The organism is Methylobacterium sp. AC433, assembly GCF_979253015.1.
Window position 1 is genome coordinate 48,072 of record NZ_CEEDBN010000009.1, and the last position, 20,911, is coordinate 68,982.

Below are 20,911 nucleotides of genomic sequence, written 5' to 3' on the forward strand. Positions count from 1 at the left end.
GAACCTCAGGCGACCCGGCGCAGCGGGCGCGGCGCGGGCTCGGTCCGCCCGCGTCCATTGCGCTTGGCTTGGTAGAGGGCGGCGTCGGCCCGGCTGAGCAGGGCATCGAGGCGACGGCCGGGCGCTGCCGAAGCCGCGGCGTCCGCCGTCGCGAGTCCGATGCTGACGCCGATGGCGAGCTGCGGCAGTTCCGCCACGGCGATCCGGGCCACGGCGCGGCGCAGGAACTCGGCCTTGGCCAGGGCGTCCTCCGGGGTCAGGCCGCGCAGGAGACAGGCGAATTCCTCACCGCCCATCCGCCCGAAGATCGCCGAGCCCGGCAGCAGCGCAGCCACCGCGTGGCAGAACCCGACGAGGACGCCGTCGCCCACCGCGTGGCCGTGCACGTCGTTGATGCTCTTGAAATGGTCGAGGTCGAACAGGAGCAGGGTGACGTCGCCCCCGTCGGTCAGGGCCGTCTCCGCCCGGGCCACGAAGGCGCGCCGGCTGAGGATGCCGGTGAGCGCGTCGGTGTCGGCGGCCAGCCGCTGCAGGCGCTCCGCGCGCTCCTTCGTCAGCGACATGAACACGAAGGCGATCGCCAGGGTGAAGAGCATGCCGGCGAGGCACAGGATCGTCAGCCAGGGCGTCTGCAACGGATTCGGCTGGGTCTGCGGCGGTGCGGCGATCGCGAGGGGCACGCGGATCCAGTAGGCGACGGTGTAGAGCAACAGCAGGGCGACCCCGGGATAGCGCGACACCAGGGGCTCGGCCCGTGCCCGCCAGATCTCGCGCGCGGCGAGGAGGCAGAAGCCGCCGGCGAGGCTCGAAGCCAGCATGACCCGGGCGGGAACCGAGGCGAAGAAGGCCGGGATCAGGCAGCTGCCGCTCCAGAGCACCACCGCCACCGCGATCGGCATGAGGCGCGCGGGCCGGCCCTCGAAGGCGCGGGTCCCGGTCCAGATCAATCCGTAGGCGCCGATCATCACGCCGTTGGCGACGCCGATCGAGACCCAGTCCGGTAGGATCCCGCGTAAGGACAGGAGGGCGGAGGCCATCGCGCCGGTGATGTGGGCGGCGCCCCAGATCGCCAGGGCGTGGACGTGCCGGGCCTGACTCCACGATAGCAGGAACAGGCTTCCGACCATGAAGGTCAGAATCACGGTCACGAGCAGAAGGGTCGAGGCATCGAGCAGCATCGATCGGTTCCGCTCCCTCGCGCGCTGGATGTCCGGAAGGCCCCTCGCCTCCTCGAGACAGTCGGATGACTGCCCGATGCTATCCTAAACGATCACGGTTACCTAGAAATGGACGCTGGATGACCGTTCACGACGTCCGCGGAACGGGGGTGTTCAGGGCTCCGCCTTTCGGGGACCGGGGCCGAGGGGCGTGATCCGCAGGGCGGTGATCCGGTTGCGGGCCTTGCGCAGGACCTGAAAGCGGAAGCCGTGGAAGTTGAAGGCGGTCCCGGTATCGGGAATTGCCCGGGCCTCGTGGATGACGAGACCCGCGATGGTGGTGGCCTCGTCGTCGGGCAGGTCCCAGTCCATCGCCCGGTTGAGGTCGCGGATCGGCACGCCGCCATCGGCCTGAACCGAGCCGTCGCCCTGGGGCCGCACGCCGGAGACGGTGACGTCGTGCTCGTCGGCGATGTCGCCGACGATCTCCTCGAGGATGTCCTCCAGGGTCACGAGGCCCATCACCTCGCCGTACTCGTCGACCACCAGGGCGAAGTGGGTCTTCTTGGTGAGAAAGGCCTTGAGCTGGTCGCGCAGGGAGGTGGTGTCCGGCACGAACCAGGTCTCCAGCGCCAGGGCCTCGACCTTGAGGCCGGAGGCGTCGCCGCCCGCGGCATCGAGCGCGCGCAGGAGGTCCTTGGCATGCAGCACGCCGACGATGTTCTCCGTGGTGCCGCGCCAAAGGGGCATGCGCGTGTAGGGCGAGGCCAGCACCGCGCGCACGATCTCCTCCGAGGGCAGGTCGGCATCGATGGTGCGCATCTTGGTGCGGTGGACCATCACCTCGGAGACGGTGAGGTCGGACAGGTCGAGGAGGCCGCCGAGCATGTCGCGCTCGGCCTTGGCGACTCCGCCCTCGCGATGCAGCAGGGCGACCTGGCCGCGAATCTCGTCGGTGGCCGAGAGGATGGTCTGGCGCTCCTCGATCCGGACGCCGAAGGGCCGGAGCATGGCGCGCACCAGGGCCTCGATGGCGAGCGCCGCCGGCCCGAGCAGGGCCACCGCGAAGGCCACCGGCCGGGCCATGACGAGCGCAGCCTTGTCCGGCTTGTTGATCGCGAGGGTCTTGGGCAGAACCTCGGCGAAGATGATGACGAGGACCGACATCACCCCGGTGGCATAGAGGACGCCGCTCTTGCCGAAGAGGGTCGTGAGCACGCTGGTGGTGAAGGCCGAGGCGCCGATCGCCACGATGTTGTAGCCGATCAGCATGGCGCCGATGAAGCGCTCGCGGCTCGCCAGGATGGCGTTGACGAGGCGCGCGCGCACGTCGCCGGCATTCTCCAGGGCCAGCATGCGGGCCCGGGACGCCGCCGTGAAGGCGGTCTCCGCCCCGGCGAAGAAGGCCGAGAGCAGGAGCGAGATCGCCACGATGCTCGCGGCCAGCCAGAGATCGGTATGGGGTTCCATGCGCGCCGATGCCGGAGGATGTCGTCAGGACGAGCCGTTGATTACCACGGCGCGGGCCGGACGGTTCACGGCCCTCCGGTCCCGGCGATGAGTTCCTTGATCCGCCCGGCCAGGGCCTCCATCACGAAGGGCTTCGTCAGGACCTGCATGCCGGGCTCGAGGTAGCCGTTGCCGAGCACGGCGTTCTCGGCGTAGCCGGTGATGAACAGCACCTTCAGGCCGGGGCGCACGACCCGGCCGGCATCGGCCATCTGGCGGCCATTCATGCCGCCGGGCAGCCCGACATCGGTGACGAGGAGGTCGAGCCGCACGTCCGATTCGAGCACCTTGAGGCCGGCCGCCCCGTCCGCCGCCTCGATGGCGGTGTAGCCGAGATCCTCCAGCACCTCGGTGACGAGCATCCGCACCGTGGGCTCGTCGTCCACGATGAGCACGGTCTGGCCCTGCTCGGCCCGGGGTGCGTGAGCGAGGTCGGCCTCGGCGTCGCGGGCCTCGGCCTCCCCGTAGTGGCGGGGCAGGTAGAGGCAGACCGTGGTGCCCTGGCCGACCTCCGAATAGATCCGCACCTGCCCGCCCGACTGGCGGGCGAAGCCGTAGATCATCGACAGGCCGAGGCCCGTGCCCTCACCGAGCGGCTTCGTGGTGAAGAACGGGTCGAAGGCGCGGGCGATCACCTCCGGCGTCATGCCGGTGCCGGTATCGGTCACGCAGAGGGAGAGGAACTGGCCGGGCTCCAGGTCGCGCTCGCGGGCGGCACGGGCATCGAGCCACTTGTTCGCCGTCTCGATGGTGATGCGCCCGCCCTCCGGCATGGCGTCGCGGGCGTTGATGCAGAGGTTGAGGAGAGCGTTCTCGAGCTGGTTCGGATCGACCAGGGCGGTCCAGAGCCCGGCCGCGCCCACCACCTCGATGGTCACCGCGGGGCCGACGGTCCGGCGCACCAGTTCCTCCATGCCGGCGACGAGGCCGTTCACGCTGGTGGGCCTGGGGTCGAGGGTCTGGCGGCGCGAGAAGGCGAGGAGGCGGTGCGTCAGGGCCGCGGCCCGCTTGGCCGCGCCCTGCGCCGCGTTGATGTAGCGGTCGAGGTCGGTGACCCGCCCCTGCGCCATCCGGGCCTGGAGCAGTTCGAGGCTGCCGGAGATGCCCGTGAGCAGGTTGTTGAAGTCGTGGGCGAGGCCGCCGGTGAGCTGACCCACCGCCTCCATCTTCTGGGCCTGGCGCAGGGCCTCCTCGGTCCGGCGCTGGTCGGTGACGTCCCGCCCGATGATGGTGAAGATCTCGCCGTCCGGGGCCGCCGTCCACATCACCGTGCGCCGGTCGCCCGCCTTGGTGAGGACGCGGTCGACGAAGCCGGTCACGGTCTCGCCCCGCGCGAGGCGACGGACCACCTCGGCCGTCTCGGCGTGGTCGGCGGGATCGATCAGCGCGGCGAAGGGCCGGCCGAGCAGCGCGTCGTCATCCCAGCCGAGGGTGCGGCCCCAGGCCGGATTGATGGTCTTCAGGTAGCCGTCGAGCCCGGCGGTGCCCATCAGGTCGGTGGTGGTCTCCCAGATGCGGTCGCGCTCGCGGGTGCGGCTCTCGACCTGGCGCTCCAGGCTGGTGTTGAGGCGCGCCAGCTCGGCGCTGGCGGACTTCTGGTCGTCGATGTCGGTGTTGGTGCCGACCCAGCGCAGGATGGTGCCGTCCGCCGCCCGGATCGGCTCGGCCCGGACCAGGAACCAGCGATGGGCGCCGTCCGCACGGCGGATGCGGAACTCGCCCGCGTAGGGCCGGCCGTCGGCACGGCAGGCCTCCCAGCTCTCCATCGCCGCGCGGTCGGCGGGGTGGACCACCGGAGCCCAGGCCGCGCCGCGAACGGCCTCGAGGGCGGAGCCGCAATAGGTGGCGCAGGCGGCGTTGAACCAGTCGAGGGCACCGGTGCCGGAGGCGGCCCAGACGTGGATCGGCACGGCCTGCGCGAAGGCGTGGAACTGCGCGTCGCTGGCCCGTCGCGCGGAGGTCGCGCGGCTGCGCTCCGTCGCCGCACGCACGCGCTCGGCGACGTTGCGCATGAAGGCGAGTTCTTCGGGCGACCAGGACCGGGCGGTGGCGTGGTTGAGGTACAGGAGCGCGACGAAGCCGCCGTGCTCGGTGAGCGGCATGTTGACGAAGGACTGCGCGCTGATCGCCTTCAGGGCCTCGGCGCCGGAGGCGGTGCGCGGATCGGTGTCGGCATCGCTGCAGATCACGGTCTCGCCGCGCTTCAGATCCTCGATATACGAGCCGTAGTCACGGAAATGCAGGGTCCCGGCGAGACTCCGGATGCCGGGAGCGTTCCAGTCGCGCTCGATCAGGATCGTTTCGGCCACCGGATCGATGGTGCCGTAACCGGCCCGGCTGACACCGAGGGTGGTGCCGAGGATCTCGGCGGCCACGTAGGCGATCGCGGCGGTGTCGTCGAGGTCGCGCAGGCGATCGCCGAGCTCGGCCACCGCGATGCGCCGGGCCTCGGCGGCGCGGCGCTCCTCGATGTCGATGGCGAGGACGAAGAACCCCTCCACCCCGCCGGTCTCGGTCCGGCGCGGGATGTACTGGATGGCGCAGGCCCGCAGCCGGCCGTGGCGGTCGGGCAGGACGCCGTCGCGCGCGACGCTCTCGCCGGCCAGCGCCCGGTCCATGTCGGGGCGGCGCTGGGCGAAGACCTCGTCGCCGAGCACCTCGCGCGCGTGGCGGCCGACCAGGGTCTCCACACCGTGCCCGAACCAGGTCTCGTAGTAGCGATTGTTGAACCGGTAGGTGTAGTCGCGGTCGAGGTAAGCCACGAGCACCGGCAGCGCGTCGGTGATGAGGTGCAGTTCCGCCTCGCGCTGCTCGGCCGGCGCGCTGCGCAGGCGGGCGACCTCGGCCTCCAGCGCGGCGATGCGGCGATGCAGGCCCTCGGTTTCGGGAGCGCTCAAGCGGCGCTCAATTCGGCGGCCAGGAAGGCGCGGACCTCGGCACCGTCGATGCCGGGCGCGATGAAGCTCTGGCCGATGCCGCGCGCCAGGATGAAGGTCAGCGCGCCGTCGCGAACCTTCTTGTCCTGGGCCATCGCCGCCACCAGCGCATCGGCGTCGCCGCAGCCGCCGGGCACCGTCTGGAGCCGGGTCGGCAGGCCGGCCAGGGCGAGGTGGTTGGCGACGCGGCCGGCATCCTGACCCGGGCACAGGCCGAGGCGGGCGGAGAAGCGGAAGGCGAGGGCCAATCCGATCGCCACCGCCTCGCCGTGGACGAGGCGTGCGGAATCGTAGCCGGTCAGGCGCTCCAGGGCATGCGCGAAGGTGTGCCCGAGGTTGAGCAGGGCGCGCTCGCCGTCCTCGCGCTCGTCGCGCACCACAACGCCGGCCTTGGACCGGCAGCAGATCGCCACCGCCTCGTCGCGCTCCGGCCCGCCCGCGAAGATGCCGGCCCAGTGCGCCTCGCACCAGTCGAAGAAGCGGGCGTCGTTGATGAGGCCGTACTTGGCCACCTCGGCGTAGCCCGCCCGCATCTCCCGCTCCGACAGGGTGTCGAGGGTGGCCGTATCGGCGAGCACGAGGCGGGGCTGATGGAAGGCGCCGATGAGGTTCTTGCCGTGGGGCGAGTTGATCCCGGTCTTGCCGCCGACCGAGGAATCGACCTGGGCGAGGAGACTGGTCGGCGCCTGCACGAAGCGCACGCCGCGGCGCAGGGTGGCGGCCGCGAAGCCCGCGAGGTCGCCGACGACGCCGCCGCCGAGCGCCACCACGAGGTCGTTGCGTTCGACCTTGTGGGCGAGGAGCCCGTCGCAGACCGCCGCATAGGTGGCGTAGGACTTCGAGGCCTCGCCCGGGGCCACGGTGACGAGGCTCGAGCGCAGGCCCGCCGCCGCGAGGCCGTCCTGCAGGCGCGCGCCGTAGAGGGCGGCCACGTTGGTGTCGGAGACGATCACCGCCGCCTTCGCCCCGAGGGCGGCCACGTGCCGGCCGGCCTCGTCGAGGAGGCCGCGCCCGATCAGGATGTCGTAGGCGCGGCCCTGATCGAGGGGCACGGCCACGGTGAGGCGGTCGGTCACTGGGCTGCGATCCCGGTCTGTGTGGGTCGGTTCAGATGGGCGTCCAGGGCTTCCATGACGTCCTGCACGACCCGGTCGTGGGCGACGTCGCGGGAGATCACCTCCACGTCGGCGGCGGCGTAGACCGGATGGCGCTGGGCCATGAGCTGGCGCAGGGTCTCCTCCGGGTCCTCGGTCTGGAGGAGCGGGCGCCCGCCGCGCTTGCGCACCCGGCGCATCAGCACGTCGAGTTCGGCCTTCAACCAGATCGAGACGCCGCCCTCGGCGATGCGGGCGCGGGTGGTCTCGCGCATGTAGGCGCCGCCGCCGGTGGCCAGCACCAGGGGACCCTCGCGCATCAGGCGGGCGATGACGCGCTCCTCGCCATCGCGAAAGCTGGGTTCGCCGTAGATCGCGAAGATGTCCGGGATGGTGAGCTTGGCCGCCGTCTCGATCTCGTTGTCGGCATCCTTGAACATCAGGCCGAGGCGGGCGGCCAGCCGACGGCCGACAGTGCTCTTGCCGGCGCCCATCAGGCCGACGAGCACGATCGACCGGTGCCCGAGGGCCCGGCGCAGGCGCAGCTCGATCGGCTCGCCGCCGGAGGCGGTGTCCGGCGGTTCACCCGGGGGCGGGACGCCGCCCTGAGGAGGGACTTCGGTCATCACGGACATCTACACATCGTTGGGCGGGTCTTAGCGCGTTTTCCGGTGGGGGCGAAGCACCCGCCACGGCGCGCGCACCGGAATGCCGCGCCGCCTGTGGCCACGAAGTCATTGCCATCGGCGCCCGCGCGTGATGCAACCCCCCGAGCTTGTCGCCAGCCACATCCGGCTCCTGAAGCCATCTGGCCCCCGAGGCGCGCCCCCTTGCCGGCGCCGCACGATCGAGGTTCGTCCGAGTGCCGACCCTGTTCCGTTTCCTCGCCACCCTCGCCATCCTGGCCGGGCTCGCCTTCGCGGGGATGTTCGCGCTGGCGACCTTCGTGGTGCCGACCCCGCGGGAGATGAGCGTGACCATCCCCGCCTCGAAGCTCCAGCCGCCGAACCGGTGACGCGGGCGCCGCCCCCTGCTCCGACCGCGCCCGGCGAGCTTCCCGCCGGCGAGATCCTGATCCGCGACTACCTCGACATGCTCGCCGCCGAGCGGGGCGCGGCCGCCAACACCCTGGCGGCCTATCGGCGCGACCTCGCCGACTACCTCGCCGCCCTCGCACGGGGCGGGCACGATCCCGTCGCGATGGAGGCAGCCCCCTTGCGGGCCTACCTCGCCGACCTCGAGACGCGCGGCCTCTCGGCCGCCTCGGCGGCGCGACGGCTGTCCTGCATCCGGGGCTTCCACCGCTTCCTCTACGCCGAGGGCCTGGCCGAGGACGATCCGAGCGCACCGATCGGCGGGCCGCGACGGGTCCGGGCCCTGCCCAAGGTGCTCTCGGTGGCGGAGGTCGACCGCCTGCTGGCCGTGGCGCGCCAGGCCGCGACGGGAAGCGCGGCGGACGACGCGCGGGGCACACGCATGCTCTGCCTGATCGAGCTCCTCTACGCCACGGGCCTGCGCGTGTCGGAGCTCATCGCCCTGCCCCGGGCGGCGGCCTCCACGAAGGAGCGCTACCTCGTGGTCAAGGGCAAGGGCGGGCGCGAGCGTCTGGTGCCCCTCACGGAGATCGCCCGGAGCGCCATGCGCGACCACCTCGCCGGCCTGCGCGCCGACGGCCCCTGGCTGTTTCCCGCCGACAGCGCGAGCGGGCACCTGACCCGGCAGTCCTTCGCCCGCGACCTGAAGACGGTGGCGGCGGCGGCCGGCCTCCGGGCCGACCGGGTCAGCCCGCACGTGCTGCGCCACGCCTTCGCGAGCCACCTCCTGCAGAACGGCGCGGACCTGCGCATCGTGCAGGAACTCCTCGGCCACGCCGACATCTCGACCACGCAGATCTACACCCACGTCCTCGACGAACGGCTGAAGAGCATGGTCCGCGACCTGCACCCGCTGATGGACGAGTGAGCCCCGACGACGGCGCGCCGGGAATCCGCCGGGCGCTCCATTGCAGGCCGGTGGCCGGCACCGGGGCCGCGCGGCCGCCTCAGCCCTCAGCCTCCTCGTGCAGGGTGTCCTCGATGTAGAGCTGCGCCAGCAACACCTTCGCCACCGCCATCAGCGGCAGGGCCAGGGCGATGCCCCAGAGGCCGAAGATGACGCCGAGCACGAGCTGCCCGGCGAAGATCGTCGCCGGCGGGATGTCGAGGGCCTGCTTCTGGATGAAGGGGGTGAGCCCGTAGCTCTCCAGGGTCTGCACCGCGAGGTAGACGCCGAGGGCGCCGAGGAGTGCCGTGGTGCCCGAGGCCAGGGAGGCCAGGAGAATCACGACGCCGGCGATCAGCGGCCCGATGGTGGGGATGAAGGCGAGGAGCCCGGCCTGGAGACCGAGGATGAGGGCACCGCCGATGCCGAGGAAGGCAAGGCCCGCCCAGGTGCAGACGAAGATCACCGCCATGGTGATGAGCTGGCCGAACAGCCAGTGGCGCAGCGTCTCGCCCATGCCGTCGAGGAGGGCGGTGGCGCGGTCCCGGTGCGCGGGCGGCACGAAGCGCACGAGGCCGTCGCGGTAGGCGCCCGGATCGGCCGCCACCGAGAGGCCGAGGAAGACGATCACGAGGGCGTTGCCCAGCGCGCTGAACAGGCCGATCACCACGGTGGCCGCCGGCCCGAGCACGCTGCCGGCATCCGACAGCAGCGAGCCGGGGCTCTTCATCGCCCCCGAGGCGAGGCCGGCGAGGCCTCCGGGCTTCTGGCCCGAGGACGCGGAATCGTCGTCCCTGGACGCCGATTCCTGCCCGTCCCCGGAGGCGCTGTCCCTGCCGTCGGCGCCCTTGCGGTCGGCACCCCTTCCATCGCCCCCCTTGCTTTCGGCCCCCTTGCCGGGCGCGATCTCGGGCAGGTCGATGCCGTAATCCTTCAGCCGGTCGCGCACGGTGCCGGCCTGGGCCGCCACGGTCTGGCCGAGGTCCCGCCCCTGCTGCACGATGGTGGCGCCGCCGAAGGCGATGAGCGCGAGGGTCAGACCGGCGAGCACGAGGCTGACGAGGCTGAGCCGCAGGCCCCGGCTTCCCGGCAGCACTCGGCCGAGGAGACGCGTCAAGCCGTCGAGGAAGACGCCGAGCAGGATGCCGGCGAAGACGAGGAGCAGCGTCGAGGCCGCCATCCAGGCGAGCGCCAGGACGGCGATGAAGGCCACGACGGCGATGCCGGAGGCGGCGAGCGACCAGCTGCGCGGGCGCGGGCCGGCGGGCTCCTCGCTGAGGAAGGGAATGGCCATGAACGGGTGGGGCTCCTGGCATGCCGGGTCGGGCACGCGGACTTCGGACGGATCTCCGGACGGGTCCGGCCGCGCTGCGCCCGGCCCCTCCTGCGGGAGGATGTCGCCAGCCCAGCCCGGGTTCCGTCACCGGGCGCGGCTAGCGCGGCGTGCCGGACGCCGTGTCCCAGCGGGCGGCGGCCCGGTCATCGGCCTCCGCAGCCTCGACCCAGCCGCCCGTGGTGCCGTCGGCGAGGTGCTCGCGCTTCCAGAACGGCGCCCGCGTCTTGAGGTAATCCATCAGGAAGCTCGCCGCCTCGAAGGCCGCGATCCGGTGGCTCGACGCGGTGACCACGAGGACGATGCCCTCCCCCGGCGCCACGAGGCCGTGGCGGTGGATCACGCGCACCCCCTGGAGCGGCCAGCGCCCGCGGGCGGTCTCGACCACCCGGCCGATCTCCGCCTCGGCCATGCCGGGATAATGCTCGAGCTCGAGCCCCGTGAGGCGGCCGCCCTCGTCGCGGCACAGGCCCGTGAAGGTGACGATCGCCCCCGCCCGGCCCCCGAGCTCGTCGGTGAGGCGCGCGATCTCGGCGCTCGCGTCGAAGGGCGCGCTCTGGATGCTGATCTCGGGCATGGTCTCCCCTCGGAACGGTGCCCGGCCCGGAGCCGCCTTCCGGGCGGCACACCCTTGACGAGGCCCGGCGAACCTGCCCTCACGGGCACGGGCGCTCTATGCCCCCGAACGCCCGGCGACGCCACCGGGATGCGAAGGACATCTTCCGCCGTGACCCCAGAGCTGATCCTGCCCCATGACGGCACCCTGCCGGTCTTCTCGGCCCGTCCGGTCTGGTGCGGGCGCGCGAGCACGGTGATCGGCGACGCGGCCATCGGCGCGCAGGCCTGGCTCGGCGACCACAGCGTGATTCGCGCCGACGGCGACCGGATCGTCATCGGCGAGCGCTTCTGGCTCGGCCACCGCTCCACCGTCCACATCGCCACCAACACCTATCCGACCCTGGTGGGCGACCGGGTGACGGTGGGCCGCAACGCCGTGGTGCATGCCTGTGCCATCGGCTCGGACGTGGTGATCGAGGACGATGTGATCGTGCTCGACGGCGCGCGCGTCGAGAGCGGCGTGCTGATCGAGGCGGGCGCCACCGTCTTCCCCCGGGCGCATCTGGCCGCCGGATTCGCCTATGCGGGCAGCCCGGCCAAGGCGGTGCGGGCGATCAGCCTGCCGGAGATCGCCGAGCAGGCGGAGCGCCTGCGCGAGGCTTCCGGCGACCTGCCGACGCCGCCGGCCGCCGACGAGCCGGAGCCGGAGCCCAGCGTCTACGTCGCCCGCACCGCGCGCCTGCGCGGCCGCATCGCCCTCGGGGCCGGCTCCACCGTGCTGTTCTCCTGCGACCTGCACGCCGAGGTCGGCCCCATCGTGGTCGGGGCCAACACCAACATCCAGGACAACAGCGTCATCCGCGCCCGCGGCGAGGGCGTCGTGCTCGGGCGCGACACCACGGTCGGGCACAATGTCCGCCTCGCCGACTGCCGCATCGGCGCCCGCAGCCTCATCGGCATCGGCTGCGTCGTCGCCCCCGGCACCGTGATCGCCGACGACGTGCTGCTGGCCGCCGGCGCCACCACCGATCCGGGCCAGCTCCTGGAGGGCGGACATCTCTGGGGCGGGCGTCCGGCCCGCATCCTCGGGCCGCTCGATGCCGAGAAGCGCGCGATGATGGCCCGGGTGGTCGAGGGCTACGTGGCCCATGGGGTGGCCTACCGGCAGGCGGAGGCGGCGCTGCCATAGTTCTGCGACCTGCGAGAGGGTGCTCGACCGTCAGGCGTCTTGCCGCGCTGATCGCGCCATTTCTCCAGGATCACCAACCGATGTCATCCCGGCAACGCAGCAGAAATCGTCGTGCAGGCGGGCCGATCGTTTCCGGAACGCTTCTCGGCAGGCGGACGTTGTCCGCCCCCAAACGCCGTGGAGCAAGGCGTTCTTCATGAAAGCCGTCGCGCTCGCCCTCGCCAGCACGCTCGCCTTCAGCACGGCCGCCCTCGCCGCCAGCAGCGGTCCGGGCTCCGCCAACAACGCGCCCGGCCAGGAGATGCAGCAGAACGGATCGCAGTACGGCTCTCCCGGTGCCTCGGGCTACGCGCCGGGCCAGGACAAGGGCGCGACCACGGGCTCGACCCATCGCTCCGGCATGGAGACGAATGGGAGCGGGTCCCCCCGCAGCGTCGGGCGCCTCCGGCATGAAGTCCGGCGCCGGCGGCCGCTGAGCCCGAAACGCCGAAGGGCCCGGCTTACTCCGGGCCCTTCCCGTGCCGAGGGTCGTGCGGCCTCGGGCGAGGCCCTCAGGCGGCGCGCACGGTGGCGAGGAAGCGCTGGACCTCGGCGCTGAGATGCTCGGACTGGCGTGACAATTCGGAGGCGGCACCCAGCACCTGGGCGGCGGCCGCGCCCGTCTCCTCGGCCGCCCCGGCCACGCCCGCGATGTTGGTCGTCACCGCCCCCGTGCCCTGCGCCGCCTGGGCCACGTTGCGCACGATCTCCTGGGTCGCCGCCCCCTGCTCCTCCACCGCTGCCGAGATCGAGGTGGCCACGCCGCTGATCTCGCGGATGCGCGCCGCGATCCCGCCGATCGCCTCCACCGCCTGGCCCGTCGAGCCCTGGATCTGGGCGATCTGCCCGCCGATCTCCTCGGTGGCCCGCGCCGTCTGGTTGGCGAGTTCCTTCACTTCCGCCGCCACCACCGCGAAGCCCCGCCCCGCCTCGCCGGCCCGCGCCGCCTCGATGGTGGCGTTCAGGGCCAGCAGGTTGGTCTGGCCGGCGATCGAGGTGATCATCGTCACCACGTCGCCGATGCGCGCCACCGCCGTGTTGAGGGTCTGCACGAAGGTCGCGGTCTGGGCGGCCTCGGCCACGGCGGTCTGGGCCATGGCGGCCGAGTTGCTGACCTGGCGGCCGATCTCCTGCACCGAGGAGCCGAGCTCCTCGGCCGCGGCCGCCACCGTGTTGACGTTCGAGGCCGCCTCGTCGGCGGCCGCGGCCACGCTGGTGGACTGGTTGGCCGTCTGGGTCGCGGTGCCGGCCATGCTCTGGGCCGTGGCCTGCAGCTCGGTGGCCGAGCTCGTCACCATGCTGATGATGCCGCCCACCGCCCCCTCGAAGCTCTCGGCCATCGCCCGCATCGCCGCCTTGCGCTGCGCCTCCGCTCCGGCCCGCGCCTGGACCGTCTCCTCCTCCAGAGCCCGCATCCGGATCAGGCCGTCCTTGAACACCTGAACGGCGTCCGCGATGGTGCCGATCTCGGTCCGGGCGCCCTGATGCGGGATGGTCGCGGAGAGATCGCCGCCCGCCAGTGCCTGCATGGGTCGGACGACAGCGCCGATGCCGCGCGTGACGCCGCGGATGATGAGGAAGGCGGACGCGGCCGACAGGGCCAGCGCCAGCAGCATCGCGACGAGACCCAGGGTCTGGGTCTGCTCGAAGATGGCCTTGCTGTGGGCCTGGGCCTGGGTGGCGCCGTCGTTGTTGAGGGCCGTGAGCTTCTCGAGGGCGCTCGACGCGGCGCGGCGCACCGGCAGGCCCTTGCTCTCGTAGAGCTCGAAGGCCTGGGTCTTCTGCCCGGCGCGCGAGAGGTCCATGATGGCCTGGCGCACCGGCAGGAAGTTGGCCGCCTCGCGCATGTAGCTGTCGTAGAGGGCGCGTTCCGTCGGTGTGGCGATCATCGGCTCGTAGACCGCCCGGCGGTCGCCCAGCATCTTGTCGAAGCGCACGAGGTCCGCCTCGATCGATGCCGCGAGCTTCGGATCGGTGGCCTGGGTGTGCCGCAGGACGACGGCGCTGATGCGAGCCGTGACGGTGTCGATCTCGCCCAGGACCCGGATGCTCGGCAGCCAGTTCGTCTCGATCTCGACGCTCTGCTCGCGCATGCGCTGCGTGCCGAGGAGCCCGAGGAGGCCCAGTCCCACCGCGAAGAGCGTCAGCAACGAGAAGGCCGCGATCAGCCGGGCGCGAATGGACAAATTCTTGAAGGACACGACGGACCTCGTTCGGGAAGCCGCCCTGGCTCGACTCAGATGCGGGGCAAGACGCGAGGTTTCGCCGAGAATCCTTAAAATATTGCATGCAAATGCGGCCCATTCACCTCTGGTTGCAGGTATCCGGTCCGCGCAGGCGCCGCTTCGGTCGGACGGCATCGCGATGTCCTGAATTCATCCTGCGATTCTCGATCCAAGATCGGACCCTCTTCTGGGGGCGTTCCCCTCTGAAAGCGCCTTCGGCCTCCTCGGGATCCGCCGATCGGCACGACATCGAACCCACTGGGCCGTCCTCCGCATCGCGATACTTCTACAAATTGAATCGTTTGCTTCACGGGGTCGTGATCGCCTCGCGGCAGGATGGCCCCGATGCCCATCGATCCCTTCTCTCCGCGCACCCTCGCCGCCGCCTTCGCCCTAGGCGGGCTCGGCGCGATGATGTTCGCGCCGGAACCGAGCTGGCACTCCGTCGGCATCGGCCTCGCCTGCCTCGCGGCCTTCGGGGTCCTGTCGCTCCTCCCCTCACCCCGGCCCGCCGGGGATGAGACCGAGACGGCGGCCACGCACCGGAGCGGCCGGCGCAAGGGGGCGGAGCGTGGCGCGCGCGAGGCCCCGTCGAGGCCGAACCCCGGCAGCCCGGAGCCACCGGCTCCGCGTGGCCTCAACGACCCGCACCCCGCCCTGTTCAAGGGCTTGCGCACCCGCCACAGCGGAACCTCGCGCTGAGTCTCCGGCCGGCAGCGCTCACGCGTCCGGCCGGCTCGGCGCTCCGAGAAACCGGCGGATCAGGAGGCGCGCGAGGTCGCGGGGCGATTCCGGGGTCAGCACCGCGAGCTTGCGCGAGGTCGAGAGGGAGGCCAGCCCGTGAAGGGCGGCCCAGAGGGTGGCCACCGCCTGGCGGCGCTCGTCCGGGTCGGGGATCATCGGCGCGAGCACGCGGGCGACGAGATCGGTGGTCTGGCCCAGGGCGTCGGCGTACCAGTCCGGGAAGGCGCTGTCCGGGGCGATCTGGTGCTCGTAGACGAGGCTCCAGACCTGCGGGTCCGCGGCGACGAAGGCGAGGTAGGCGTCTGCGAGGGCCAGGGCCTTGTCCTGGGGCGCGGCATCGGAGGCCACCGCCGCCTCGAGGGTCGCCTGCAGGCGCGCCAGGGTGCGGGCATTGACCCGCATCGTCACCGCGTCGAGGTCGCCGACCGCGTTATAGATCGAATTCGGTGCGTAGCCGATGGTGCTGGCGAGTCGCCGCATTCCGAGGCCCCGCAGACCCTCGCGGCGGACCAGGCCCTCCGCCGCCTTCGTGACGAGGGCCAGGAACTCGTCGCGATTATGCTCGCCGCGCGGACCCGTCCCGCGCTTCTCCACCCGCGCCATCGCCACTCCCGCTCCGCTGCCTCTGGGTCCGACCGATCGTGCCGGTGCGCCGGCGCACGGGCCCGCCGCCAGGATTGCACGCCGTGCAATCTCGCCATTGAACCCGATCTGCGGCGGCGATATGTTTTGAACGACGTTCAAAGGACGCACGGTTCACCATTTGACGCTACCGCCGCGTGCGGGCAGTCATGCGTCGTCCGAGGAGACTTTCATGTTTCGTACCTTGATGACGACGCGCCGGTTCGCACCCCTGTTCTGGTGCCAGTTCTTCTCGGCCTTCAACGACAACTTCCTCAAGAACGCCCTGGTGTTCCTGATCCTGTTCAAGGTGAGCGGCGAGGGCGGCGGCTCGCCGATGCTGGTGACCCTGGCGGGCGCAGTCTTCATCGGTCCGTTCTTCATCCTCTCGGGCCTCGGCGGCCAGATGGCGGACCGCTACGACAAGGCGGTCATCGCCAAGCGGCTGAAATTCGCCGAGATCTTCGCCGCCGCCGCCGCCGCGCTGGGTTTCTGGATGCACTCCGTCCCGGTGCTGTTCGTGGCGCTGGGTCTGTTCGGCACGATCGCGGCCCTGTTCGGGCCGATCAAGTACGGCATCCTGCCCGACCACCTGCGCCGGGACGAGCTCACCGCCGGCAACGCGCTGGTCGAGGCCGCGACCTTCCTCGCCATCCTCCTCGGCACCATCGTGGCGGGCCTCGCCACCGCCATGGGCGGCGGCGCGCTGGCCTTCAGTTCGATGATCATGGTGTTCGCCGTCCTGTGCTGGCTCTCGGCCCGGGCGATCCCGTCCACCGGCGAGGCCGCCCCGACCCTGCGGGTCGATCCCAACGTCGCCCGCTCCACCGGTGCCCTCCTGCGCGACCTCTGGGGCGACACCCGGCTCTGGCGCGGCTCGCTCATCGTGAGCTGGTTCTGGCTGGTCGGCGCCGTCATCCTGTCGCTGCTGCCCGTCCTCGTGCGCCAGAGCCTCAACGGCTCCGAGACCGTGGTGACGACCCTGCTCGCCGTGTTCTCCATCGGCATCGCGGTGGGCTCGGGCCTGGCCTCCTGGCTCGCCAGCGGCCGCATCGTGCTGCTGCCCACCCCCGTCGGCGCCCTGCTCATGGGCGCGTTCGGCCTCGATCTCGCCTGGACGGTGGCGCATCTGCCCCCCGTCTCGGGCGATCCCGCGGGAGCCCTGGACTTCCTCACCACCGGCACGGGCCTGCGCGTCACGATCGACCTGTTCGGCCTCGCGGTGGCGGGCGGCCTCTACATCGTGCCCTCCTTCGCGGCCGTGCAGGCCTGGACCGACAAGGACAAGCGCGCCCGCGTCATCGGTGCCGTCAACGTGCTCACCGCCGCCTTCATGGTGACGGGGGCGCTGGGCCTCGCCGCCCTGCAGGGTGCCGGCTGGTCGATGGCCGGGCTCCTGGCCCTGCTCGGCGTGCTCAACCTCGTGGCGGGCGTGGTCATCCTCGCTGTCCTGCCGACGAGCCCGTTCCGCGACTTCCTCTCGATCCTGTTCCGGGCCTTCTACCGCCTGGAGGTGCGCGGCCTGGAGAACGTCGAGAAGGCCGGCCCGAACGCCATCATCGCGCTCAATCACGTCTCCTTCCTCGACGCGCCGCTGGCCCTCTCGCTCCTCGACCAGGAGCCCGTCTTCGCCGTGGACCACGGCATCGCGCAGCGCTGGTGGGTGAAGCCGTTCCTGGCGGTGACGAAGGCGATGCCGCTGGACCCGACCCGGCCGCTGGCCACCCGCACCCTGATCAACGCGGTCAAGAACGGCGAGACGCTGATCATCTTCCCCGAGGGGCGGCTCACCGTCACCGGCAGCCTGATGAAGGTGTATGACGGGGCCGGCCTCATCGCCGACAAGTCGGGCGCCATGGTGGTGCCGGTGAAGATCGAAGGCCTGGAGAAGACGGTCTTCTCGCGCCTGTCGAAGAACCAGATGAAGCGCCGCTGGTGGCCGAAGGTCACCGTCACGATCCTTTCGCCGGTGGCCCTTACCGTGGACCCGGCCCTCCGGGGCAAGGCCCGTCGGCAGGCGGCGGGCGCCGCGCTCTACGGAATCATGTCCGATCTCGTCTTCCGCACCACGGATATCGACCGCGGCCTGATGCAGGCCCTGATCGATGCGGGCGACCGCCACGGCTGGCGCCGCACGGCCGTCGAGGATCCCACCGGTTCCTTGAGCTTCTCCCGTCTGGTGATGGGCGCCAACATCCTGGGTCGCAAGCTGCAGGGGCTCGGCGCCCCGGGCAAGCCGCTCGGCGTGATGCTGCCGAACGCCAACGGCGCGGCCGTGACCCTGTTCGCCCTGGCCTCGGCCGGACGGGTGCCGGCGATGATCAACTTCTCGGCGGGAGCCGCCAACATCCTGTCGGCCTGCAGAACGGCCGAGGTCGACACCGTCCTGACCTCCCGCGCCTTCATCGAGAAGGGCCGGCTCGGCGCCCTCGTCGAGGCCATCAAGGGCGCCGTCACCCTGGTCTATCTCGAGGACATCCGCGCCGGGATCACCACGGGCGACAAGTTCCGGGGCTTCCTCGCCAAGCGCGCGCCCCTGGTGGCCCGGCGCGGGGACGACCCGGCCGCGATCCTGTTCACCTCCGGCTCGGAGGGGGCGCCCAAGGGCGTGGTTCTGGCCAACCGCAACATGCTCGCCAACACCGCGCAGGTGGCCGCCCGGATCGATTTCGGGCCGACCGACAAGGTGTTCAACGTGCTGCCGGTATTCCACGCCTTCGGCCTGACGGCGGGCCTGGTGCTGCCCCTGGTCTCCGGGGTTCCGGTCTACCTCTATCCCTCGCCGCTCCATTACCGGATCGTGCCGGAGCTCATCTACGGCTCCAACGCCACCGTCCTGTTCGGCACCGACACCTTCCTGTCGGGCTATGCCAAGACCGCCCATTCCTACGACCTGCGCTCCCTGCGCTACGTCGTGGCCGGCGCCGAAGCGGTGAAGGATTCCACCCGCAAGACCTGGGGCGAGAAGTTCGGCCTGCGCATCCTCGAGGGCTACGGCGTCACGGAATGCGGACCGGTGGTCGCCCTCAACACGCCGATGTTCAACCGCTTCGGCACGGTCGGTCGACTCCTGCCGGGCCAGGAGTGGCGCCTGGAGCCGGTGCCCGGCATCGAGGAGGGCGGGCGCCTGGTCCTGCGCGGACCCAACATCATGCTGGGCTACCTGCGGCCCGAGCGCCCCGGCAGCATCGAGGCGCCCCCCGAGGGCTGGCACGATACGGGCGACATCGTCGCCGTCGACGCCCAGGGCTTCGTCACCATCAAGGGCCGGGCCAAGCGCTTCGCCAAGATCGCGGGCGAGATGGTGTCGCTCGCGAGCGTCGAGGCGATCGCGGCCGAGCTGTGGCCGGACACGCCGAGCGCCGTCGCCGCCGTGCCGGATGCCCGCAAGGGCGAGCGGCTGGTTCTGTTCACGGAGGCCAAGGACGCGACCCGGGCCGCCTACCAGAGCTTCGCCAAGGGCAAGGGCGCGCCCGAGATCGCGATTCCCGCCGAGGTGGTGGTGCTGGAGCGCGTGCCCATGCTCGGGACCGGCAAGGTCGATCAGGTCAGCGTGGTCAAGCTCGCGCGCGAGCGCGCCGCCGGCGAAGCGCCCGCGGCGGCCTGAGCCGGGATTCCGGCACGGGGCCGGGCGCTGGGTCCGGCTGTCCGGATCTGCGTCCGGCCCGAGGTCTCTCGCGACCGGCGGCGGGCCGTCGAGCCCCGGACGTCGCCGCTCGGATCTCGGTTTGGGACGCCGAGACAACAGATATGGACTCCCAGACCAAGCAATCGGCTCAACCCGGCGGCGGGATTGACTATGTTGTTGCATACGCTGCAGGACCCGAACGCCGGGCCGCGCAGCGGGACGGGATCACGGGTGCGCGCAGCGCGCCGCGCTGGATCTCGCGCAGATGGCAACAGGCGAGATGACCGCTGACATTCGCAAGCTTCGATCCCCCCGCGTCCCGCCCGGCGACGCAGCGTCCGATCGTCCGGACGCCGCGGCGGACGGCCGCCCCGTCGTGCTCTCGCGCATCGTCCTGCCCGCCAACGGCAACACCCAGACTTCCCGGGGGAGACTCACGGTTGTGACGGAAAAGACCCATCCCGAAGCCTTCGGCCACGATGAGCCCGCCGACGAGGCCCGCCCCGAGGACGAGGCGGCGGAGCCCGGCGAGAGCAAGCCCACGGGGCCGGTCGTGCGCCGCCGCGGCCCGCTGGTCACGCGCTGGATCGGGTTCTCGGCCCAGCGCCGGCGGGCGCGGGAGCGCTCGAACCAGCTCCGGGACAGGCATCACGGGGCCGGCGAAGCCCGCTCCAACTCCTGAACCCGCATCCGGCTCAGGGCTCGGGGGAGCCCTGGGGGCCGATGCCGAGCGCGCAGAGGACATCGGCGAGGCCGTCGACCTGAGCCGCCTCGTGCGCCGCCGAGAACGCCACCCGCAGCCGGGCCGTGCCGGGCGGCACCGTCGGCGGGCGGATGGCCACGACGAGGTAGCCGCGCGCCTCCAGGGCGGCCGAGAGCGCCAGGGCCGCCTCCGCTGCCCCGACCAGGACGGGCACGATGGGGCTCGCCGCCTCGGGCAGGCCGAGCCGCGCGGTGAAGCGGCGGGCCAGGGCCAGGGGCCGGGCCGCCCGCTCGGGCTCCGCCTCGACGATCTCGAGGGCGCGCAGGGCCGCCGCCGCCGAGGCGGGTGGGAGGCCCGTGGTGTAGACGAAGCTGCGGGCCCGGCTCGTCATCAGGTCGACGACGGCGCGCGAGGCGCAGAGATAGCCGCCGTAGGAGCCCAGCGACTTCGACAGGGTGCCCATTTCGAGGGGCGCCCGGACATCCGCCTCCACCACGCCGAGGCCGTGGGCATCGTCCACCAGGGTCCAGGCATCGTGGGCGGCGGCGACCTCCAGGATGGCCTCAAGGGGCGCGCGGTCCCCGTCCATGCTGAAGACCCGCTCGGTCAGGATCAACGCCCGCCCGTGCCGGCCCCGGCGCGCGGCGAGGATCTCCTGCAGGTGGCCGACGTCGTTGTGGCGGAAGCGCAGCATCGTCGCCCCCGAGACCTGCGCGCCCGCGAACAGGCAGGAATGGCCGAGCGCATCGACGAGGACGAGATCCTTGGCGCCGGCCAGGGCCGGCACGATGCCGAGATTGGCCATGTACCCGCTGCCGAAGACGAGGGCCGCATCCTTGCCCTTGTGGGCCGCGAGCCGGGCCTCCAGGGCGGACAGGACGGGATGGTTGCCGGTGACGAGGCGGGAGGCTCCGGCTCCTGCCCCGTAGCGCGCCAGCGCCTCCTGGCCGGCGGCGATTACCCGGGGGTCGTCGGAGAGGCCGAGATAGTCGTTGCAGGAGAACGAGACCAGGCTCCGGCCGGCGCGGTGCGCGACCGGCCCGGGACCGCGGGCGGTGTCGACGAGACGGCGGCGCAGGGCGCGTGCGTCGAGGTCGGCCAAGGTCTCCCGGGCGAAGGCGTCGAGGCTGGACGACGCGGAATCGGCGGTGTCGGGCAGGCGCGGAGCGAGGGACATGCCGTCCGCATGGGTGCG

Annotated in this window: 16 protein-coding genes; 6 read left to right on the forward strand and 10 right to left on the reverse strand. The window is 72.0% G+C overall.

Annotated elements, in window-relative coordinates; genetic code table 11:
• Positions 1-5 precede the first annotated feature (5 nt).
• The 5 genes from AC0IWM_RS14165 to AC0IWM_RS14185 form a co-directional block, all read right to left on the reverse strand.
• Positions 6-1,178 (reverse strand): GGDEF domain-containing protein, encoded by a 1,173-nt coding sequence (locus AC0IWM_RS14165; RefSeq protein ID WP_471755968.1) that lies wholly within the window; start codon positions 1,176-1,178, stop codon positions 6-8.
• A 153-nt stretch (positions 1,179-1,331) separates the two neighbouring features.
• A complete protein-coding gene (locus AC0IWM_RS14170) occupies positions 1,332-2,627 on the reverse strand; it encodes an HlyC/CorC family transporter (RefSeq protein ID WP_471755970.1) in 1,296 nt (431 codons plus the stop codon).
• Between the two features lie 65 nt (positions 2,628-2,692).
• Entirely contained in the window at positions 2,693-5,563 is a 2,871-nt protein-coding gene (locus AC0IWM_RS14175) for a PAS domain S-box protein (RefSeq protein ID WP_471755972.1), read from the reverse strand.
• Positions 5,560-6,678, reverse strand: coding sequence for a 3-dehydroquinate synthase (aroB, locus tag AC0IWM_RS14180; protein ID WP_471755974.1), 1,119 nt, complete (start codon positions 6,676-6,678; stop codon positions 5,560-5,562). Before aroB ends, AC0IWM_RS14175 begins: the two co-directional genes overlap by 4 nt.
• A complete protein-coding gene (locus tag AC0IWM_RS14185; RefSeq protein WP_471755976.1) occupies positions 6,675-7,331 on the reverse strand; it encodes a shikimate kinase in 657 nt (218 codons plus the stop codon). Before AC0IWM_RS14185 ends, aroB begins: the two co-directional genes overlap by 4 nt.
• A 227-nt stretch (positions 7,332-7,558) precedes the next feature.
• Between AC0IWM_RS14185 and AC0IWM_RS14190 the strand changes: the two genes are divergently transcribed.
• Together AC0IWM_RS14190 and AC0IWM_RS14195 are read left to right on the forward strand one after the other, a co-directional pair.
• Complete coding sequence (locus tag AC0IWM_RS14190) at positions 7,559-7,711, forward strand: hypothetical protein (protein ID WP_055946764.1); 153 nt, start codon at positions 7,559-7,561, stop codon at positions 7,709-7,711.
• Positions 7,712-7,764: 53 nt separating this feature from the next.
• Positions 7,765-8,658: a site-specific tyrosine recombinase XerD gene (locus AC0IWM_RS14195; protein WP_471756160.1), complete on the forward strand. Its 894-nt coding sequence runs from the start codon at positions 7,765-7,767 to the stop codon at positions 8,656-8,658.
• A gap of 79 nt (positions 8,659-8,737) precedes the next feature.
• Here the strand turns inward: AC0IWM_RS14195 and AC0IWM_RS14200 are convergent, their stop codons facing one another.
• Both AC0IWM_RS14200 and AC0IWM_RS14205 read right to left on the reverse strand, forming a co-directional pair.
• Complete coding sequence (locus tag AC0IWM_RS14200; protein WP_471755978.1) at positions 8,738-9,970, reverse strand: AI-2E family transporter; 1,233 nt, start codon at positions 9,968-9,970, stop codon at positions 8,738-8,740.
• A gap of 139 nt (positions 9,971-10,109) precedes the next feature.
• Positions 10,110-10,586 carry a molybdenum cofactor biosynthesis protein MoaE gene (locus tag AC0IWM_RS14205; protein WP_471755980.1) on the reverse strand — a complete coding sequence of 159 codons (477 nt, stop codon included), beginning with the start codon at positions 10,584-10,586 and terminating at the stop codon, positions 10,110-10,112.
• Between the two features lie 150 nt (positions 10,587-10,736).
• Between AC0IWM_RS14205 and AC0IWM_RS14210 the strand changes: the two genes are divergently transcribed.
• Positions 10,737-11,756, forward strand: coding sequence for a gamma carbonic anhydrase family protein (locus AC0IWM_RS14210; protein WP_471755982.1), 1,020 nt, complete (start codon positions 10,737-10,739; stop codon positions 11,754-11,756).
• 551 nt (positions 11,757-12,307) lie between these two features.
• Here the strand turns inward: AC0IWM_RS14210 and AC0IWM_RS14215 are convergent.
• On the reverse strand, positions 12,308-13,996 hold the full coding sequence (locus AC0IWM_RS14215) for a HAMP domain-containing methyl-accepting chemotaxis protein (RefSeq protein ID WP_471755984.1): 1,689 nt from the start codon (positions 13,994-13,996) through the stop codon (positions 12,308-12,310).
• Positions 13,997-14,365: 369 nt separating this feature from the next.
• On the opposite strand from AC0IWM_RS14215, the gene AC0IWM_RS14220 reads away from it, so the two are divergent.
• On the forward strand, positions 14,366-14,722 hold the full coding sequence (locus AC0IWM_RS14220) for a hypothetical protein (RefSeq protein WP_471755986.1): 357 nt from the start codon (positions 14,366-14,368) through the stop codon (positions 14,720-14,722).
• 18 nt (positions 14,723-14,740) lie between these two features.
• Here the strand turns inward: AC0IWM_RS14220 and AC0IWM_RS14225 are convergent, their stop codons facing one another.
• Entirely contained in the window at positions 14,741-15,367 is a 627-nt protein-coding gene (locus AC0IWM_RS14225; protein WP_471755988.1) for a TetR/AcrR family transcriptional regulator, read from the reverse strand.
• A gap of 211 nt (positions 15,368-15,578) precedes the next feature.
• Here AC0IWM_RS14225 and AC0IWM_RS14230 point away from each other — a divergent pair, with 211 nt between their 5' ends.
• Together AC0IWM_RS14230 and AC0IWM_RS14235 are read left to right on the forward strand one after the other, a co-directional pair.
• A complete protein-coding gene (locus AC0IWM_RS14230; protein ID WP_471755990.1) occupies positions 15,579-18,992 on the forward strand; it encodes an acyl-[ACP]--phospholipid O-acyltransferase in 3,414 nt (1,137 codons plus the stop codon).
• Positions 18,993-19,293: 301 nt separating this feature from the next.
• Positions 19,294-19,695 (forward strand): hypothetical protein, encoded by a 402-nt coding sequence (locus AC0IWM_RS14235; protein ID WP_471755992.1) that lies wholly within the window; start codon positions 19,294-19,296, stop codon positions 19,693-19,695.
• Positions 19,696-19,708: 13 nt separating this feature from the next.
• Here AC0IWM_RS14235 and AC0IWM_RS14240 read toward each other — a convergent pair whose 3' ends face one another.
• Positions 19,709-20,893, reverse strand: a complete 1,185-nt coding sequence (locus AC0IWM_RS14240) for an aminotransferase class I/II-fold pyridoxal phosphate-dependent enzyme (protein ID WP_471755994.1) — start codon at positions 20,891-20,893, stop codon at positions 19,709-19,711.
• Between the last annotated feature and the right edge of the window lie 18 nt (positions 20,894-20,911).

Excerpts from the sequence above, each read along its gene's own strand:
- AC0IWM_RS14165 (WP_471755968.1), bottom strand. The coding sequence starts at position 1,178 with ATGCTGCTCGATGCCTCGACCCTTCTGCTCGTGACCGTGATTCTGACC.
- AC0IWM_RS14170 (WP_471755970.1), bottom strand. The coding sequence starts at position 2,627 with ATGGAACCCCATACCGATCTCTGGCTGGCCGCGAGCATCGTGGCGATC.
- AC0IWM_RS14185 (WP_471755976.1), bottom strand. The coding sequence starts at position 7,331 with ATGTCCGTGATGACCGAAGTCCCTCCTCAGGGCGGCGTCCCGCCCCCG.
- AC0IWM_RS14200 (WP_471755978.1), bottom strand. The coding sequence starts at position 9,970 with ATGGCCATTCCCTTCCTCAGCGAGGAGCCCGCCGGCCCGCGCCCGCGC.
- AC0IWM_RS14205 (WP_471755980.1), bottom strand. The coding sequence starts at position 10,586 with ATGCCCGAGATCAGCATCCAGAGCGCGCCCTTCGACGCGAGCGCCGAG.
- AC0IWM_RS14220 (WP_471755986.1), top strand. The coding sequence starts at position 14,366 with ATGCCCATCGATCCCTTCTCTCCGCGCACCCTCGCCGCCGCCTTCGCC.
- AC0IWM_RS14225 (WP_471755988.1), bottom strand. The coding sequence starts at position 15,367 with ATGGCGCGGGTGGAGAAGCGCGGGACGGGTCCGCGCGGCGAGCATAAT.
- AC0IWM_RS14230 (WP_471755990.1), top strand. The coding sequence starts at position 15,579 with ATGTTTCGTACCTTGATGACGACGCGCCGGTTCGCACCCCTGTTCTGG.
- AC0IWM_RS14235 (WP_471755992.1), top strand. The coding sequence starts at position 19,294 with ATGACCGCTGACATTCGCAAGCTTCGATCCCCCCGCGTCCCGCCCGGC.
- AC0IWM_RS14240 (WP_471755994.1), bottom strand. The coding sequence starts at position 20,893 with ATGTCCCTCGCTCCGCGCCTGCCCGACACCGCCGATTCCGCGTCGTCC.